Origin of the sequence: Streptomyces sp. NPDC048507, from assembly GCF_043199995.1 — a bacterium.
Classification (GTDB): domain Bacteria; phylum Actinomycetota; class Actinomycetes; order Streptomycetales; family Streptomycetaceae; genus Streptomyces.
Window position 1 is genome coordinate 137021 of sequence record NZ_JBICWZ010000009.1, and the last position, 16993, is coordinate 154013.

The 16993-nt window shown below is 76.3% G+C and carries 10 protein-coding genes; 2 read left to right on the forward strand and 8 right to left on the reverse strand.

Features of this window, described 5'->3' with window-relative positions; translation table 11 throughout:
- Positions 1 to 126: 126 nt before the first annotated feature.
- The 8 genes from ACGFXC_RS24650 to ACGFXC_RS24685 all read right to left on the reverse strand — a co-directional run bounded on the left by ACGFXC_RS24650 (position 127) and on the right by ACGFXC_RS24685 (position 13453).
- A complete protein-coding gene (locus ACGFXC_RS24650; RefSeq protein ID WP_393716156.1) occupies positions 127 to 1935 on the reverse strand; it encodes a VanW family protein in 1809 nt (602 codons plus the stop codon).
- A gap of 266 nt (positions 1936 to 2201) precedes the next feature.
- Complete coding sequence (locus tag ACGFXC_RS24655; RefSeq protein ID WP_362132994.1) at positions 2202 to 3647, reverse strand: glyceraldehyde-3-phosphate dehydrogenase; 1446 nt, start codon at positions 3645 to 3647, stop codon at positions 2202 to 2204.
- 72 nt (positions 3648 to 3719) lie between these two features.
- The gene (locus ACGFXC_RS24660; protein WP_393716158.1) at positions 3720 to 5435 is read right to left on the reverse strand and encodes a thiopeptide-type bacteriocin biosynthesis protein; all 1716 of its coding nucleotides are present in this window, start codon (positions 5433 to 5435) and stop codon (positions 3720 to 3722) included.
- 83 nt (positions 5436 to 5518) lie between these two features.
- Positions 5519 to 7501, reverse strand: coding sequence for a TOMM precursor leader peptide-binding protein (locus tag ACGFXC_RS24665; protein ID WP_393716160.1), 1983 nt, complete (start codon positions 7499 to 7501; stop codon positions 5519 to 5521).
- Positions 7498 to 9237 carry a hypothetical protein gene (locus ACGFXC_RS24670; RefSeq protein ID WP_393716162.1) on the reverse strand — a complete coding sequence of 580 codons (1740 nt, stop codon included), beginning with the start codon at positions 9235 to 9237 and terminating at the stop codon, positions 7498 to 7500. The genes ACGFXC_RS24665 and ACGFXC_RS24670 overlap by 4 nt, the downstream gene beginning before the upstream one ends.
- Positions 9234 to 10412, reverse strand: a complete 1179-nt coding sequence (locus ACGFXC_RS24675) for a lantibiotic dehydratase C-terminal domain-containing protein (protein WP_393716164.1) — start codon at positions 10410 to 10412, stop codon at positions 9234 to 9236. The genes ACGFXC_RS24670 and ACGFXC_RS24675 overlap by 4 nt, the downstream gene beginning before the upstream one ends.
- On the reverse strand, positions 10409 to 13177 hold the full coding sequence (locus ACGFXC_RS24680) for a lantibiotic dehydratase (protein ID WP_393716166.1): 2769 nt from the start codon (positions 13175 to 13177) through the stop codon (positions 10409 to 10411). The genes ACGFXC_RS24675 and ACGFXC_RS24680 overlap by 4 nt, the downstream gene beginning before the upstream one ends.
- Positions 13178 to 13267: 90 nt before the next feature.
- The gene (locus ACGFXC_RS24685; RefSeq protein ID WP_393716168.1) at positions 13268 to 13453 is read right to left on the reverse strand and encodes a thiazolylpeptide-type bacteriocin; all 186 of its coding nucleotides are present in this window, start codon (positions 13451 to 13453) and stop codon (positions 13268 to 13270) included.
- A gap of 727 nt (positions 13454 to 14180) precedes the next feature.
- Between ACGFXC_RS24685 and ACGFXC_RS24690 the strand changes: the two genes are divergently transcribed.
- Complete coding sequence (locus ACGFXC_RS24690; protein WP_393716170.1) at positions 14181 to 14642, forward strand: GNAT family N-acetyltransferase; 462 nt, start codon at positions 14181 to 14183, stop codon at positions 14640 to 14642.
- Between the two features lie 286 nt (positions 14643 to 14928).
- A complete protein-coding gene (locus ACGFXC_RS24695; RefSeq protein WP_393716380.1) occupies positions 14929 to 16920 on the forward strand; it encodes a discoidin domain-containing protein in 1992 nt (663 codons plus the stop codon).
- Positions 16921 to 16993: the final 73 nt, after the last annotated feature.

Genomic DNA, 16993 nt, shown 5'->3' on the forward strand with positions numbered 1-16993 from the left:
CTGGCGGCGAGGAAGGGTCACGCACCCAGTTGTAGCACTTCCCGTTGGCCCTGGCCCCCGGCAAGCGCGAAATGGGTGGGGCCGGTCACGCGCCGTGGCCCCGGGGACCGGCCCGGCCCGCCGGGATCAGGACGCCGGTGCGGGAGTGGCACCGGGGGCGGCGGCGGCCGCGGCCGGAGTAGGCACGGTGGGGGTGGCCTGCGGGGCGGGGGTGCCCTGCGGGGTGCAGGTGACCTCGTCGCGCGGGGTGTAGTGGGTCTTGAAGTCCTGGCGCTTGACCTCTTGGCCGCCCTGGACGAAGACCCGGCCCACGGAGACGTCGAAGCCCTCCAGCGGGGTCTGGACCTCGCAGGCCGGTCCGCTGCCCGTGCGCTTGCCGGGGGGCGTGATCTGGGTGCGGGGCCCCTTGGTGGCGCGCACCTCGTCGTACTTCTTGGTGCCGAGGAGGGTGATGGTCAGCGAGGTGTCCGTGGACCGGGCCTGGACGTAGAGGGCGTGTCCCGAGTCGTTGGCCCAGCGCAGGTCCAGGCTGCCCCAGGCCACGGTGGCCTCGCGGCCCTCGGGGTAGCGCTCGATGTAGAACGAGTGGGCGCCGTGCTCGACGAGCCGGACGCCGGCGAAGAACGCGGCGTTGTACATGGTGGTGGCGACGGCCGAAACGCCTCCGCCGGGTGACTTCACGTACTGGCCGTCGTTGATCATGATCCCGTCGACGAAGCCGTTCTCCTTCGTGCGCTCGCCGACGGTCTTGTTGAAGCTCCACTCCTCGCCGGGCTGGACCACGGAGCCGTTGATCAGCTCCACGGCACGGCCGATGTTGGTGGTGCGGTAGGGGGCGGAGGGGAAGTTCACGGTGAAGGAGGAGACCTTCTCCTTGATCCCGAGCCGCTCCGCCTCGGCGCTGGTGAGGTCCGGTTCCACCGCCCGGGTGGCGACCTCGCCGCTGCGGGCGGCGCCGGTGCGGGTCAGCAGGGGCAGGACGGCGTCGCCGAGGGCGGCCTGGGTGACCTGCCGGCCCGGGCGGCTGTCGCTGTCCACGGCCACCCGGCCGGCCGCGTCGACGCCGAGGACGGCGTCCCGCGGGGCCTGCTCGGCCTGCCCGACGGGGCGGGCCACGGCGGGGTCGGCCAGCAGGGCCTTGGAGTCGAGGGCCGGTACGAGGCGGCCCTGGGCGTCGGGGTTCATCTTCAGGTGCTCGCCGAGCACGGCGGGGCTTATGGGTATGCGCTTGCCCGCGACGGCGACCGTCACCGGCCCCGACATCGCGGGCTGCGCGAACTGGCGCAGGGCCCGGTCCGTCTCCGCGGCCCCGACGCGCGGCTGCGCGCGCTCGGCCGGCAGGACGACGGGGGCGGGGGCACCGGCCGCGAGGTAGGCCCCGCGGACGGTGTCCAGGGCCCGGTCCTCGATCAGGTCGGTGCCGGGGCGCGGGGCGATGGCCTTGGCCTCGCCCTTCTCGAAGGCGACGGAGCCCTCGCGAACCTCCTGGCGGGTGCTCTCGTCGAGGCGGCCGAGGGCGGCCCGGGCGGCCGGCTCGTCGAAGCGGACGACGGGTTCCACGTCGTGGCCGCCGGAGGCGAAGAGCCTGCCGATGACGGTGACGGGGTCGTGGCCCGTGCGGGCGGCCCGGTCGACGGTCGCGTCCGTGTCGAGGGACAGGCCGAGGGCGGCCGGGTCGGCCTGCTCGACGTGGTCGCCGATCTTCAGGGCGATCGGCGCCGCGGCGAGGGGGCCGAGCTCCCGGGTCAGCGCCCGGTGCGCTTCGCCGCGGCTCATCCCGCCGAGGTCCACGCCCCGGACCCGGGTGCCCTGCTCGATGTCCGCGCCGGTCACGAGTCCGGTGACGTAGAGGCCGCCCAATCCGAGTACGGCGGCGCCGCCCACCAGCGGTACGGCGATCCGCCAGTTGCCCGTCCTGTTGCCCGTGCGTCCCATGTCGCTCCCTTGCGGCCCCGGCCGATGACGGCCGCCGCGGACCGCTCCAGCGGCCCCTCGAAGACGTTTCCGAACCTTCATGATTGACCCGAAAGAGTAAATTTGGCGCGATTTGCACGAGATGTGTAACGGTTCTCACGCCGTTCCGGATGGCGGCCCGGCACCGGCACCGGCACCGGCACCGGGTACGCGCGAAGGCGCCCGCCCGAGCGTGAGAGCTCGGACGGGCGCCTTCGCGTGCGGCGGGGCCCGGTGGGGCCGGCCGGTCAGGCCTGCGGGACCGGGTACGTGGGGTACTCCACGCCCGAGACGTGCTGGACGACGCGCACGACCTGGCAGGAGTAGCCGAACTCGTTGTCGTACCAGAGGTAGAGGATCGCGTTGTCGCCGTCGACCTTGGTGGCGCCCGCGTCGATGATCGAGGAGTGGCGCGAGCCGACGAAGTCCATCGAGACGGCGTCGGGAGCGGTCGTGAAGTCGATCTGGCGCTTCAGCGGCGAGTGCAGCGAGACGTCACGGAGGTGGTCGAGGACCTCCTCGCGGGTGGTCTCGCGGCCCAGGCGCAGGCTCAGGATGGCGATCGAGACGTCCGGGACGGGGACGCGGATCGAGCTGCCGGTGATCGGCGCCTTGAGGTCCGGCAGCGCCTTGGCGACGGCGGAGGCGGCACCGGTCTCGGTGATGACCATGTTGAGCGGCGCGCTGCGGCCGCGGCGGTCGGCCTTGTGGTAGTTGTCCAGCAGGTTCTGGTCGTTCGTGAACGAGTGGACGGTCTCCACGTGGCCGCGCAGCACGCCGTACTCGTCGTCCATGGCCTTCAGCGGCGGGACGATCGCGTTGGTGGTGCAGGAGGCGCAGGACAGGATCTGCTCGTCCGGCTTGATCGTGTCGTGGTTGACGCCGTGGACGATGTTCGGGACGTCGCCCTTGCCCGGGGCCGTCAGGACGACCTTGTCGATGCCGGGGCGCAGGTGCTTGGAGAGGCCCTCGCGGTCGCGCCACTTGCCCGTGTTGTCGATGAGGATGGCGTCCTTGACGCCGTACGCCGTGTAGTCGACCTCGGACGGGTCGTTGGCGTAGATCACCTTGATGGCGTTGCCGTTGGCGATGATCGTGCTGGTCGCCTCGTCCACGGTGATGGTGCCCTGGAACTGGCCGTGGATGGAGTCGCGGCGCAGCAGCGAGGCGCGCTTGACGAGGTCCGCCTCGCCGCCGCCGCGCACGACGATGGCGCGCAGGCGCAGGCCGTTGCCGGAACCGGCCTTCTCGATGAGCAGGCGGGCGACGAGGCGGCCGATGCGGCCGAAGCCGTAGAGGACGACGTCGCGGCCGGCCCCGCGCTCGATCTTGTTCGCGCCGGTGGCACCGGCGACGGACTCGGCGGTGAACTGCTCGACCGACAGACCCCGGTCGTCGGCCTTGTACGTGGCGGCGAGCATGCCCAGGTCGATCTGGGACGGACCGAGATCGAGGGTGGTGAGCGCCTGGAGGAACGGGAGCGTCTCGGTGACCGAGAGCTCCTCGCCCGCGATCTGGCGGGCGAAGCGGTGGGTCTTGAGGATGCTGACCACCGACTTGTTCACCAGGGAGCGGCTGTGCAGCAGGATCGTGACGTCCCGCTCGCGGTGCAGCTTCCCGATGATCGGGATCATCGACTCCGCGATCTCTTCGCGGTTCTTCCAGTTGGTGAACGAGTCCTCGTTGACAGTCACAGATCCATCTTTCGAGCTAGGCAGCGCTCATATGCTAACCCCTTCGAAATTTTGTCCTTCCGCCGGTCCCTGCTAAGGCGATTCCACGGCCCGCCGGCCCAGCGGCAGGAGGTACTGGAGCGGCTGTTCCAGGTCGTCCAGGCCCAGCAGCTCGTGGGCCAGGTCGTCGTGGAAGCCGCCCAGCGGGGTGCCGCCCAGGCCCAGGGCCCCGGCCGTCAGCAGCAGGTTCTGGGCCAGGTGGCCGGTCTCCAGCAGGGCCAGCCGCAGGGCGCGCAGGCCGTAGCGGCGGCGCAGCAGGCCGAGGTCCGCGTACAGGCCGAGGACCACCGGAGCCTCGTCCACGCCGATCCAGTCCGGCTCCGTCGCCGGGCGGGAGAGGTACGTCGACAGTGCCTTGACGTCCCCGACCGACGGCGCCGGGCCGACGCGGCGCAGCGTGCGCCGCTCGGGCACGCAGTCGTACGTACCGGGCTCGACGCCGGCCACGTCCAGCACCAGCAGTCGCACCCGGGCCATGTAGAGGGCGCCCGCGCTCGGATAGGGGCGGTGGGCCGGGGCGCGCTCCGGGCCGTCCGGGGCGCCGGTCGCCGTCCCCGCGCCACCGGCGAGGGCGTGCCACAGCAGCGAGCCCAGCGCGGCGGCGTCCAGCGGTCCCCCCAGGGCCCCCCGCACCGATGCCCGGCCGGCCAGGACGGCGCCGAGCGGCACGTCGGGCAGGGGGGCCGCCGGGAGGTCCGTCTCCGGCGCCGGCACCGCCGCCGGGGGGTGGGGGGCGGCCGCCGGGAGCGGCCGCAGGGCGGTGTCCTCGCCCCGGCCGATCTGGAATTTGCTGCGCTCCAGGTACTGCAGGTCGGGGGCGGTGTGGCCCGGCGGGAAGAACGCGGCCGGCTCCTCCGTCTCCAGCAGTGTCCGGGCCGCCAGCCGGCACACGGCCCGCTCCTCGTCGGGGCCGACGCCGAGCCGGTTGAACAGCATGTGCAGCTGCGAGCCCCAGACCCACTCCGAGGCGCTCTGCGACAGGCCTCCCCCCGCGTCGGTGCGCAGCAGGGCGTCGGCCTCGCGGACCCGGTCCGCCCAGTGCGCGAGCCAGGGCTGCCCGGCGCCCCGGGCGAGTCCCTCGCGCAGGGTCCGCGCGCGGTGGGCCAGCCCACTGCGCTGGGCGGCGTAGACGGTGTTGACCCGGGCGTGCACGGCGGCGCCGGGCAGCAGGGGCAGGCCGGTGACCCAGCGCCAGCCCGCCGCGTGCCGGCGCAGCCAGCGCGCGGCGGTGAGCCGGTCCATGCCGAGGGCGTACGCCGTCGCGTGGGCGAGGTCCGCCGCGCGGGTCAGCCGGGCCGCGTCCGCCGCCCGGGCGGGGGCCTCGCGCAGGGCGTCCAGCACGACCCGGGTGGAGTCGGCGAAGACCTCCTCCGCGACCGGCAGGGCGCGCGGGCCGCCGTAGCGCTCCGTCTCGGGTTCGTAGGGGACGGCGCGGACCTCCCCGTGCCGGGAGGGCCAGGGACCGGGGACGGCGGGCACCTCCCGCGCCGCCCGGGCGAGCTCCTGCGTCAACCGGCCGGCGGCCGGGCCGGACAGCCCACGTACCCGGATCCGCAGGTGGGGGCCGTCCTCCCCGTACCGGATGAAGAACCATCCGGCGGCCTCCCCGGCGGCGACCAGGCCGTCGAGGAGCGGGGCCGCGGACCGCACGAGGAACGCGTCGGTGTCGGCGGCCCCGGAGTGCAGGAAGAGGTGGTGGCTGTGCCAGGTGCCGTTGCTGGTGGCGGTGTCGGTGCCGGTCGCGGTCACGTGCGGTCCTCGGGGTGTCGGGGGCGCGGGCGCAGGGCTGTCGGGCGTCGGAGGCCGGGGCGTGGCTGGTGCGCGCCGGGGGGTCAGGGGAACGGGTGGGGATGGAGGGCGAGGTCTTCCGGGCGCAGGGGCCGGGGGGTGCGGCCCAGCCGGTGGGGCACTTCCAGCAGCCGGGGCAGGCCCCGGGTGCGGTGGTTGACGTGTCCGAAGGTCATCGGCAGCGCGCCCGGGACGAGGACCTTCACACAGTGCAGGCCCAGCCCGGCGCGCAGGCCCGGTTCGCTCTGGTCGACCGCGATCACCTCCAGACCGGCCCCGGCCAGCCGCTCCACCGTCGTGCTCAGCAGTGCGGACAGGTCGCCGACCGGGGCGGGCGCTCCCGGCCAGGCCTGCGCGACGGACACGCGCGGTGTGTCGGCGAAGAGGAACTCCAGCCGGGGGCCCGCTTCGGGCAGGGCGTTGACGCCGACGTGGTCGTCCAGGGTCACCACCCGGGCGGGCTCGCGCAGCATGGGCCGCAGCCGTGCCGGATCGCGCGGGCCGCCCTCGGCGAGGGAACGCCCGGGCGCCTCAAGGACGTTGGTGACCACTTCGGCCACCGCCGACCGGATCGCCGCCCGTGGGTCGTGGTGCGCGCCCGCCGCGAGGAACATCCGGGGCGCGTCCGGATGGGAGCCCCCGTAGCGGCAGACGGCCACGACGGCCGGAATGCCGAAGTCGTTCGTCGCGTCGAGGAGGGTGAGCCGGTAGCCCGCGAGGGCCGCGCGGTCGGCGAGCAGCGCCGTGTCGAGGTCGGCCGGCGGGAGGGCGACGCGCCGCAGCGGGGTGGCCGCGTACCAGGCCATCAGGAAGGCGTCGCGCTCGGCGACCTCGAACAGGCCGTAGAGGGCGGCCTCTTCGGGGCTGTTGCCGAGGCCGCAGCCGTTGGAGGACTCGTAGACCACGCGCGGGCCCGGGCCTGCCCCCGGGCCGTCCGGCCGGCGCGGCACGTCCCAGTACGCGATGTGTTCGGGAACGGCCGTGGCCCGCTGCCGGGTCAGCGACCAGGCGCGCACCCAGTCGAGCGCGAGGGAGGGCGCGTACGGGACGGTCGGGGAGGCCGGATGCCCGTGATGGGCCGGGTCGGGCAGGCCGAACCGCTCGGGGTCCACCGCGCGGCCGGGCCCGAGGGCGGCGAAGGAGGCCCGCAGATCGGTGCGCCGGCCGGTGGGGCGCATCCCCGCGTACCGCTCGGCGCCCTCGAACAGGGCGACGCGCTCGCTGGCGGTGAAGTCCCGGGCCCGGCCGTAGCCGCCGTCCTCGACGAGCCGGCCGTCGGTCACGAAGGCGGCGGTCAGCGAGAAGGGCGAGTCCTCGGCGCGCAGCAGCCGGCGGACCGGGCCGAACCGTTCGTCGTACAGGGCCGCGCGCAACCGGCCCGGTGCGGTACGGGGGTTGGGCGCGCGCAGGACGTACGGGTCGGGGAGCGGGCGGGGCGCGGCGGGCAGCGGGGCCGGCGCGGCGGCGGAGTCGGCGGGCAGGGGACGGCAGACGGCGCAGCCGCCGACGGGCCGGATGCGGTGGGACGACCAGGTGGCGCGGCCCTGGTGGACGACGTGGACGAGGGCGGTGGCGGTGGCGGGGTCCGCGTCCCGGGCGCCGCCGTCGCCCTCGCCCTCGCCCTCGCCTTCGCCGGGCGGGGTGTGCGGGGGCGTCCCGTCCAGGAGCTCCAGCGCCAGCGCGCCCGCCGCCTCCGCGAGCGCCGGGGACGGTACGCCGGCCAGCGCGAGCTCCCCGCTCCCCCAGGGCACGCGGCCGCCGGCCGTGGCCAGCCGCTGGTACTCGGCGCAGCACAGGCAGGCCGCGGCTCCGGGCCGCAGCACCGGGCCCACCACCAGCAGCGCGCCGTCGCAGCGGACCGGGACCAGCGCGACGGGGTTGCGCAGCGCGTGCCGGCTCAGCTCCTCGGCGAGGGCCAGCGTCCAGCGCGTCAGCAGCACCACGGCCGGGCCGGCCGTGGCCGCCGTCGCCGAGGCGGCGTCGAGGAGCGGCACGTCCAGCTCGCCGAGCGGGGTCGTCGCGGTCACGGTGCGGCCTCCCGGGTGTGCAGGACGGTGAAGCCGAACGCCCGCAGCAGGCGGCCCGGTTCACCGGCCTGGCCGGGCTCCGCGGGCGCGGGGCGGGCGGGTCCGGCCAGCGGGCCGAGCGCGTCCTGGAAGGCCTCCTCGCGGGCGGCCGCCGCGGCCAGCCAGTGTCCCGTCCAGCCGCCGTCCTCCCAGGCGGCCGTCCGCGCCCCGGCGACGGCCAGTGCGGCGCCGGCTCCGCCCGAGGGAGGGGCGGCGACCGCGTCCCCTCCCGCACCGGCGGCGGCCACCGCGGCCACCGCGGCGAGCCCCGCGTACGCGGCCGCGTCCCCCGGGGTCGCCTCGACGGCCTCGCCGAGCACCCGGTCCGCCTCCCGCACGACGGCCCGGTACGCCTGCGCGCCGGAGGCGGCCCGGGACACGTACAGGCGGGCCGGTACGGCGAGGCGGACCGTGAGGGTGGTCCACCAGTGGCGGGCCTGTGGATGCCCCGCCCAGCGGGCCCGGGGCACCGGCGCCCACCCGGCCCCCGCCGTCGCGCGCCGTGCGGCGGCGGCGCGCAGGGCCCGGCCCCGGGCGTGGCCGGGGTTCGCGCCGACGGTGAAGCGCTCCCCGCCCGGGCCCGCCAGGCCCCGTTCGGCGGCCCGGCAGAACACCTCCAGACGGGCCAGGTCCAGTCTCGGGGCGCCGCCGGCCAGGGCCGTCCCGCCGGGCACCGCGCAGGCGGCCAGCGGCACCGGCAGCTGCGCCAGGTCCCCCGGCCCCGGATCGGACAGCGGCCCGCACCGCTCGTCACCGAGGGCGGCCACCCGGCGCAACGCCTCGCGCAGGGTCCCGGCGGGGGCCGGGGCGGCGCCGTCGTGGCCGGGCCCGAGCCACGTGCGGTACTCGGCACGCGCCGGGCCGCCCTGCGCGAGCAGCACCGCGGGCAGCCCGGGCACCAGCCGGTCGTCGTCCCCCTCCCGCGCCGGGTCGGGCAGCCCGGCCACCGCGCACAGCAGCCGCTGCGCGGCGGCCCCCACGAGCAGCAGGCGGCCGCCCCGTCCCGGCACCGCCGCGTCCCTCCCGTCCGCCCCGTCCGCCCCCGGGGCGAGGGCGAGTCGGGATTCCAGGGCCGCGGCGTCGGCGCGGACCCGGTCGGGGGCGGCGACCCGCGTGACGTACCCGGTGTTCCCGCACCAGCCGGCCGCGACGGCCAGGACGGGCCCGGTCCCGTGGGCGTGGAGGTGGATCCGGCCCTCGGGCAGGGCCGGACCGGCGGCGAACGACACGGCCAGTCCGCCCCGTTCCAGGGCCCGCCCGGCGGCCCGGGCCAGGGGGCCGTCGAGGTCCTGGGCGAGCACCTCGGCCCGCGCCGCCGCCAGTGCCCGCGCCGCACCGTCGGGGTCGGCGGCGCCGGCCGCGAGCCAGCATCCGGCCGGACCGGACTGGGCACCGGCGGGCCCGGTGACGAGGAGGTCGTGGGCCTCCAGCTGCCCGGTCAGGGTCTCCACGGCCGCGCGTACGGCGGAGCCCGCCGCCAGCCCGGCCAGCAGGGTCTCGACCGCTTCCCCGGCCCGCAGCCGGGGCTCCAGCGCGCGCCACAGCGCGGGCAGGGCGGCGCTGCCCTCCAGGGTGACGCTGCCGCGCCGGCCCCGTAGATGGAGGCCGTCGCGCAGGACGGTCGCGGCCGTGCCGGGCCGCAGCCGGCGCACGGTCACGCCGGCGGGCGGCACCGGCCGGGGCGCGGTCCCGCTCATGCGCCGCGCTCCACCACGGCGATGGCGGCGCCGATCTCGGTGCGCCAGTCGCAGCCGGTGAGGGCGGGTACGGCGCGGACGACGAGGTGGGCCGCCAGGTAGCGCTCCAGCGGGCGGACGTCGCAGAGGGCGAGGAGCCGGTACAGGGCGTTGGTGGCGACGCGGTGGATCAGGTAGTCCGGGCGGCTCCACATGGCGCCCCGCGGGTCCGAGCGGGCCAGCAGCCGGTGGAACTCGCTGTAGCGGGTGCGGACTTCGGGGTTCCAGCGCTCGGCGGCCGCCGCGTCCCCGGTGGCGGCCGCCCGGGCCCGGTAGGCGAGCGGGTCGCCGCGCAGGTCCGCCCCGGCCTCGTGGCGGGCGCGCGCCAGCTCCCAGGCCCCGGCCGAGAAGTCCGCCCAGGCCCGCTCCCAGCCCTGCGCCCCGCCCCCGCAGACGCGTCCGACGAGGGCGGTCGCGGCGGCGCCCGCCCGCTCGGCGTGCTGCTCGAAGCGGGCCCGGACGCGCCCGTCGACGTCGTCGTGGACGAGGAAGTCCTCCAGGTGGGAGACGTACGAGTAGTGGGCGCCGGCCAGGCCCCCGGGGTGGGCCCCGGCGTGTGCGGCGAGCGCGGCCACCGCCAGCTGGAGCCGTGCCGGGGCGCTGTCCGCGCCGTCTGCCCGGCCGACGAGGAACGCGGCGCCGGCCTCCAGCGCGCCGAGTCCGGCCCGCAGCAGTTCCTCGCGCAGCCCGGCCCCGTCCTCGCCGAGGAGGGCGCGCAGCGGGGCGCGGTCGACGGGCGCGACGCGGACGGTGTTGTCCGGCTCGATCGGGCCGTGGGGCGGCGGGACGAGTTCGGCTCGGCCCGCCTCGGCCGCCCGTGCCAGCAGCTCCGCCGGCGTCAGGCCGGAGCGCGAGGGGTTCGCCCGGAGCCACGTCCGGATCCGTTCGGCGGCCGCTCCGGCGGCGGTCTCGACCAGGTCGGGCCGGCCCTGGAGGCGCAGCCGCAGGTGGGGGCCGTGCAGCCAGTGCCGCTCGACGTGCGCGGCGAGGCCGTCGGCGGCGCAGGACGCGGCCAGCGGCAGCATCACCTCGTGCAGCAGCGGGGCCTTGACCGGGTGGTGGTGGTAGGCGACGACGTCGAGCGCGCCGGACCGGCCCCCGCCCTCCCCCGTATCCGTATCCGTACCAGCCGTCATCGCGTCCCTCCGGCCCGGTAGACCTCCAGGACCAGTTCGACCGCGCGGGCCGGGGCGGCCAGGCCGCCGGGCGCGGGCAGGGCCTCTTCGAGGACCGCGCCCTCGCCGTGCCGGGCCAGCCATTTGGGCAGGCAGCGCAGGTGCAGTGCGTTGCCGAGGTCCACGAAGTGCGGTTTGGGGCGGCTCAGCCGGCTCAGGAAGTCCTCGGCCGCGCGGCCGGTGGGCGCGGGGCCCGCCGGGTGCAGGAAGAGCTGTTCGGGCAGATCCAGCAGGGCGCGCCAGCGGGCGGCGGCCTCGGCCGGGACGGGCGCGGCGGCGAGGTCGGCGCGCAGCTCCCGCAGGACGCCGGGCGGCAGCTGCCAGCGGCGCCGGCGCAGGACGACGTGCCGGTGGCGCAGCCGGGGGCTGTGCACGACCCGGCCGCCGGGGGCGGGCAGGGCGCGGGGCGTGACGAGCGTCCGGAAGTCGACGACCCCGTGGGGGTGGTCGCTCAGGTGGGCGCCGATGCGGCGGGGCAGCAGCACGGGGGCGAGGAAGCCCGGGTAGAGGACGTCGAGGAGTTCGCCGGTGTCCCGCAGCCGGAACCGCACCTGGTCGGTGGGTTCGTCGTGGACGAGTTCCAGGTCGCCCTCGCCGAGGGAGGTCCGGGCGCGGTCGGGGCCGATCTCGTCGGGGACCAGCAGGGGGTGGAGGTTGGCGTTGAACCCGCCGACGGGGCGGATCTGGGCGGCGCGGGCGCCGGGGTCCAGCCCGCGCCGGATCTGCCGGGCGGTCTCGGCGGCGGCGCGCGGGTCGAGGGCGTCGAGGAAGCGGCTGCCGAAGCGGCCCCAGCCGCCGTACACGTGGTTGACGGCGAGCAGCCCCCGGTCCGGGTCGCGCTGGAGGAAGTAGGCGTAGCTGAGCGGGCGGGCGACGGCCCAGCGCGGCAGCCGCCCGCCGAGGGACCGGACGGGGCCGGGCGGCAGGACGACCTCGTCGGCGTCGGCGGGCGCCCCCGCGAGGGATTCCCGTACGTCGGCCAGGAAATCGGCGCGGAGCGCGGCGAGTTGCTCCGCCCCGGCGGGGAGGGCGCCGGGGTCCGCGGCGTCCAGGTCCGCGAGCCGTCCCGCGGACTGCCAGGCCCGCTCGATCTCGGCTCCGAACTCCCAGGGGCGGGGGCAGGTGCCGCCGGGTCCGTAGCGCGCGACGAACCGGTCGCGGACGACGCGGCGGAGCAGGTGGCCGAGGTCGAACAGTTCGGCCAGCGGGGTGACTTCCGCGAGGGCTTCGTGATCGGCGGGGTCCAGGAAGCCGCCGAGCGCCGCCGGGTGCGGGGCGACGACGTCCTCGGAGAGCACCGACAAGGGGGCCGAGCCGGCCGGCACGGGCCGCCCGGCGGAGGCCAGTTCGGCCGCCCAGCGCCCGGCGAGGCCGGCCAGCAGGGCGGGCCGGTCCGCGGCGGGGGCGTCGGCGAAGGCGGCGGTGTCCCGGCCGAGCCGGGAGATCCGCTCGGCCCGCTCCACGTCCCCGGCGGCGGCCTCCCCGTCGGCGTCCTCCCCGGCCCGCGCACCGGACGCGCGCAGCCAGGCGGCGATCCGCTCCAGCGGGTCGGGGTCCTGGGGCGGCACGGGCTCGGCGGGCACCAGCAGGCCCGCCGCGCGCAGGCGTTCGAGGAAGGCCGCCGCGGCGGCGCGGCGGTCGCCGCCCGCGGCCCCCCGCAGGGCGGCGGCGAGCAGGTCGGTCAGCTCCGGCACCGGGAGGGGGCTCGCGGCCCGCGCGGTGACCAGGCTCAGCGGGCCGCTGTCGGGCAGCTCCGCCTCGTCCTCGCGGGCCACGAGGTAGCGGCCGCCGGCGAAGGCGGTCAGGTCACGGGCGTAGGCGGCCCGGCCGTCGGCGGTCCGGGCGGTGCTGGTGATGCGGTGCGGGAGGGCGGCCCGGCGGTGCGGGGCGTCCAGGAGGGCGAGGGTGAGGGCGGTGGTCAGGGTGCGGTTGACCCGTACGACGGCGTGCGGGGGGCCGCCCAGCGGGTCGGCCCCGCCCCAGGAGGGCGCCGGGCGGTCCGGCGCGGGGGTCAGGGGGCCCCAGCCGACGGCGGTGAACCAGGACAGGGGGCTGGTCTTGGTGCAGGCCCGCAGGGCGTGCCGGAGCACTCCGGCCTCCTCCTTGCGGGCCCGCCGGTCGGTGGCGCCGGTGCCGGCCCGCAGCACGGCCCGCAGCAGATCGGCGCTGGTGAGGGCGACGGCCCTGGCCAGCGCGGACTCGCGGCACAGTCCCGCGAGGGCCTCGCGTTCGGCGGCCAGGGCGGGTGCGGCCGCGGCGTCGAGTGCGGCGAGGAGGGCGGCGCGGGCGGCGCGCAGGGCGGTCCAGTCGGCGAGCGGGGGCAGCCGGTCCGGCAGGTCGCCGAGCCGGGCCAGCAGGGCGGGACGCGGCTCGCGCCCGTTGTGCAGGGCGCGGCGCAGCGGGAGGACGACGTCGCGGTGGAAGCCGGCCGGATGGCCGTCCAGGCTGTCGTGCAGGGCGTCGCAGAGGGGGCCGGTGGCGCGCCGCAGTTCGGTCTCGACCCGGTGCAGGCGGCCGAGCAGGTCGCGGAAGCGCTCGGCGTCGGGGCGCTGGGCGGGATGGGTCAGCACGGTGGCGCGGACCAGCGCGTACGGGGCCGGCCGGACCCGGTAGCCCCGGCCGTCGGCGCCGGCACCGGCACCGGCGTCCGCGTCCGGCCGGAGCGCGGTCCGCGGCGCGGGCCGCAGGGCGGTCCGGGATGCCGGGCGAGGCGTCGGCTGTGGCATGGGCTCCCCCGTTTCCGGTCGGTGGGTCGGTGGTGGCGCACGGGCTCCCGCCGCACGGGGGGCGCGGCGGAAGCCCGTGGCCGGGGAGGACTAGGCGGTGGGGTGGTCGGTGGTGGGCTGGGCGCAGGAGGAGGAGCCCTGGCAGGAACACGACCCCCAGGACGCTCCCCCTTCGGGCAGCGCCGCGGTGTCGCGCATCGAGGTGACGGTGAGGTCGCCGAGGTCGAGCTCCAGGTCCTGGAGGTCGAAGGCGGCGGCGGGTGCGGTGTCGGACATGGGTGTCTCCCGGAAGTGGAAGCGATAGCCGAATGTGCACGAAAGGAAAGGGGCGACCCCGGACGGCTGTTGTCCACCGGTATTCCGGGCCGCCTTTCCGTCGGAAGTATGGCAAGCAGAAGCGGCCGTCGGCAAGCCTCGGAAACATATGCCGACCATCCCGAAAAAGACCCCCACCCACCGGCTTGGAACATAGGTTTGAGCAGGTCAAGAGCGCTCCAGATCCGGCCACCTGGGAATTTCCACGGACCCCGTTTCCGATGCGACGACATAGCGTCAGCATCATGTCAGTCACGCGTCAGAGACAGGTCAGAAAGAGAGCCCCCGACCTCAAGGAATCGTCACGCAGAGGTGAATAAAAAGAAATGCAATGCCCGAATCCGAGGGCGGCGCCCGGACCCGGAAGGGGCCCGGTGCGGCAGGGTCCCCCTCGGCGGGGTGGACGTTCGCGCGGTCCTCGGCGGGCCGGTGCGGCGCGTGCTTGTCCTCACCCCGGACCCGCACGTCCCGCGCGACGCGATGCGCGCCCATCCGCCGGGGTGCCGTACGGCGGTGATCGCCGAGGCCGTCGGGCGGGCCCGCCGACCTGTCCACGGCGGCGGGCCCGCGGTCCGCGTTTCGACACGGCGGCAGGCCCCTCGGACGCCCCGCTCCCGCATGATCGGTTGACCCGCCCCGAGCCCCCGCGCGCCCGGGGCGCCGGTCCCCCGAGCACAGGAGCCGCCCGATGTCCGAGATCACCGTCCGCGCCGCCCGCCCCGCCGACTTCGGCCAGTGGCGCGCCCTCTACCGCGGTTACGCCGACTTCTACCGGGTGGAGCAGACGGAGGAGGCGGCCGCCACGGTGTGGGGGTGGATCCACGACCCCGGCCACGAGGTGGGCGCGCTCGTCGCCGAGGACGGCGCGGGCCGGCTGCTGGGGCTGGCCCACCACCGCCCCTTCGCCCGGCCGCTGTCCGCGACGGTCGGCTGCTTCCTCGACGACCTGTTCGTGGCTCCGGAGCACCGCGGGTCGGGCGCCGCCGACCTGCTGCTCGGCGCGCTGCGCGAGCTGGCGCGGGAGCGCGGCTGGAGCGTGGTGCGCTGGATCACCGCCGACGACAACCACCGGGCCCGCGCCAAGTACGACCAGGTGGCCGCCCGCACCATGTGGGTCACCTACGACATGGCCCCGGCCGCCGGGCGCTGAAGCGGGGCCGGGGCGGGCCCTTCGCCGCCGGCCGCGGCGGGCCGGCGCGTGCGACGGCCCATCAGGTCATCCGTCCCGGACCCTTGACTCCGTTCGCGCCACTCGGGATTCTCGACGCACCGTTTGTGCGGGGCATGACAATTCATGCCCGGATTCGTCCGCGCCCCTCCGCCGACCGAAGACGCGAGTGATGACCTTGAACCCTCACCCCCGCCCGCCCCGCCCGCCGCGCCCTCGCCGCCGGCCCGTCGCGCTCCTGTCGCTGCTGCTCGCCGCCGTACTGGCCATGGTGCTGGGGCCCGTCCCCAGTTCCTCGGCCGACGCCGGCTGGTGGACCCCCACCGCGCGCCCCCAGCCCGACTCCGACGTCAACGTCACCGGCGAGCCGTTCAAGGGCACCGACGCCCAGGGCCGGGTCCGCGGCTTCGTCGACGCCCACGACCACATCATGTCCAACGAGGGCTTCGGCGGGCGGCTGATCTGCGGCAAGCCCTTCTCCGAAGTGGGCGTCGCCGACGCGCTCAAGGACTGTCCCGAGCACTATCCCGACGGCAGCCTGGCCGTCTTCGACATGATCACCAAGGGCGGGGACGGCAAGCACGACCCCGTCGGCTGGCCCACCTTCAAGGACTGGCCCGCCCACGACTCGCTGACCCACCAGCAGAACTACTACGCCTGGATCGAACGCGCCTGGCGCGGCGGCGAGCGCGTCCTCGTCAACGACCTCGTCACCAACGGCGTGATCTGCTCGGTCTACTTCTTCAAGGACCGCGGCTGCGACGAGATGTCCGCCATCCGCCTGGAGGCGCAGAAGACCTACGACATGCAGGCCTACATCGACAAGATGTACGGCGGCCCGGGCAAGGGCTGGTTCCGCATCGTCACCGACTCCGCCCAGGCCCGCGAGGTGGTCGCCCAGGGCAAGCTCGCCGTCGTCCTCGGGGTGGAGACCTCCGAGCCCTTCGGCTGCAAGCAGATCCTGGACGTCGCCCAGTGCAGCAAGGCCGACGTCGACCGCGGCCTCGACGAGCTGTACAAGCTCGGCGTGCGCAGCATGTTCCTGTGCCACAAGTTCGACAACGCCCTGTGCGGGGTCCGCTTCGACGAGGGCACCCTGGGCACCGCCATCAACGTCGGCCAGTTCCTGTCCACCGGGACCTTCTGGCAGACGGAGAAGTGCACCGGCCCGCAGCACGACAACCCGATCGGCCTCGCACCGGCCCCGCAGGCGCAGAAGGAGCTTCCCGCGGGGGTGTCGGTGCCCTCCTACGCCGCCGACGCCCAGTGCAACGCGCGCGGGCTCACCGACCTCGGCGCCTACGCGGTGCGCGGGATGATGAAGCGCAACATGATGCTGGAGGTCGACCACATGGGGGTCAAGGCCGCCGGTCAGGCCTTCGACATCCTGGAGTCCGAGTCCTACCCCGGCGTGATCTCCTCGCACAGCTGGATGGACCTGGGCTGGACGGAGCGGCTCTACAAGCTCGGCGGATTCGCCGCCCAGTACATGAACGGCTCCGAGGGCTTCACCGCCGAGGCCGCCCGCACCAAGGCACTGCGCGACAAGTACGGCGTGGGCTACGGCTACGGCACCGACATGAACGGGGTCGGCGGCTGGCCCGGCCCGCGCGGGGCGGACACCCCCAACCCGGTGCGCTACCCCTTCCGCACCGCCGACGGCGGCTCGGTCGTCGACCGGCAGACCACGGGCTCGCGGACCTGGGACCTCAACACCGACGGCGCCGCGCACGTCGGCATGGTCCCCGACTGGATCGAGGACATCCGGCAGGTCGGCGGCCAGGGCGTGGTCGACGACCTGATGAAGGGGGCCGAGTCCTACCTGCACACCTGGGGCGCCACCGAGAACCACCGGGCCGGGGTCAACCTCGCCGCCGGCGCCGCCGCCTCGGCCAGCTCCACCCAGTGGTGGAACCCCTTCGTCGACTACGCGCCCGGCAAGGCCGTCGACGGGGACACCGCGACCCGCTGGGCCAGCGAGTGGAGCGACGACCAGTGGGTGCAGGTCGACCTCGGATCGGCGCACACGGTGCGGCGCGTGACCCTGGACTGGGAGGCCGCGTACGGGAAGGCGTACCGCGTCGAGGTCTCCACCGACGGCGGCGACTGGCGGACGGTCGCGTCCACCACCACGGGTGACGGCGGGGTGGACACCGTCCGCTTCGCCGGCACCCCGGCCCGCTACGTACGCGTCCACGGCGTGCAGCGGGGCAGCCAGTGGGGCTACTCGCTGCGCGAGCTGGGCGTCTACGGCGGCTGACGCCCGGCGGGGCCGGACGGACCGGCGCTTCCCGGTCCGTCCGGCCCCGCCGCGTTCCCGTCCGCCCTCCCCC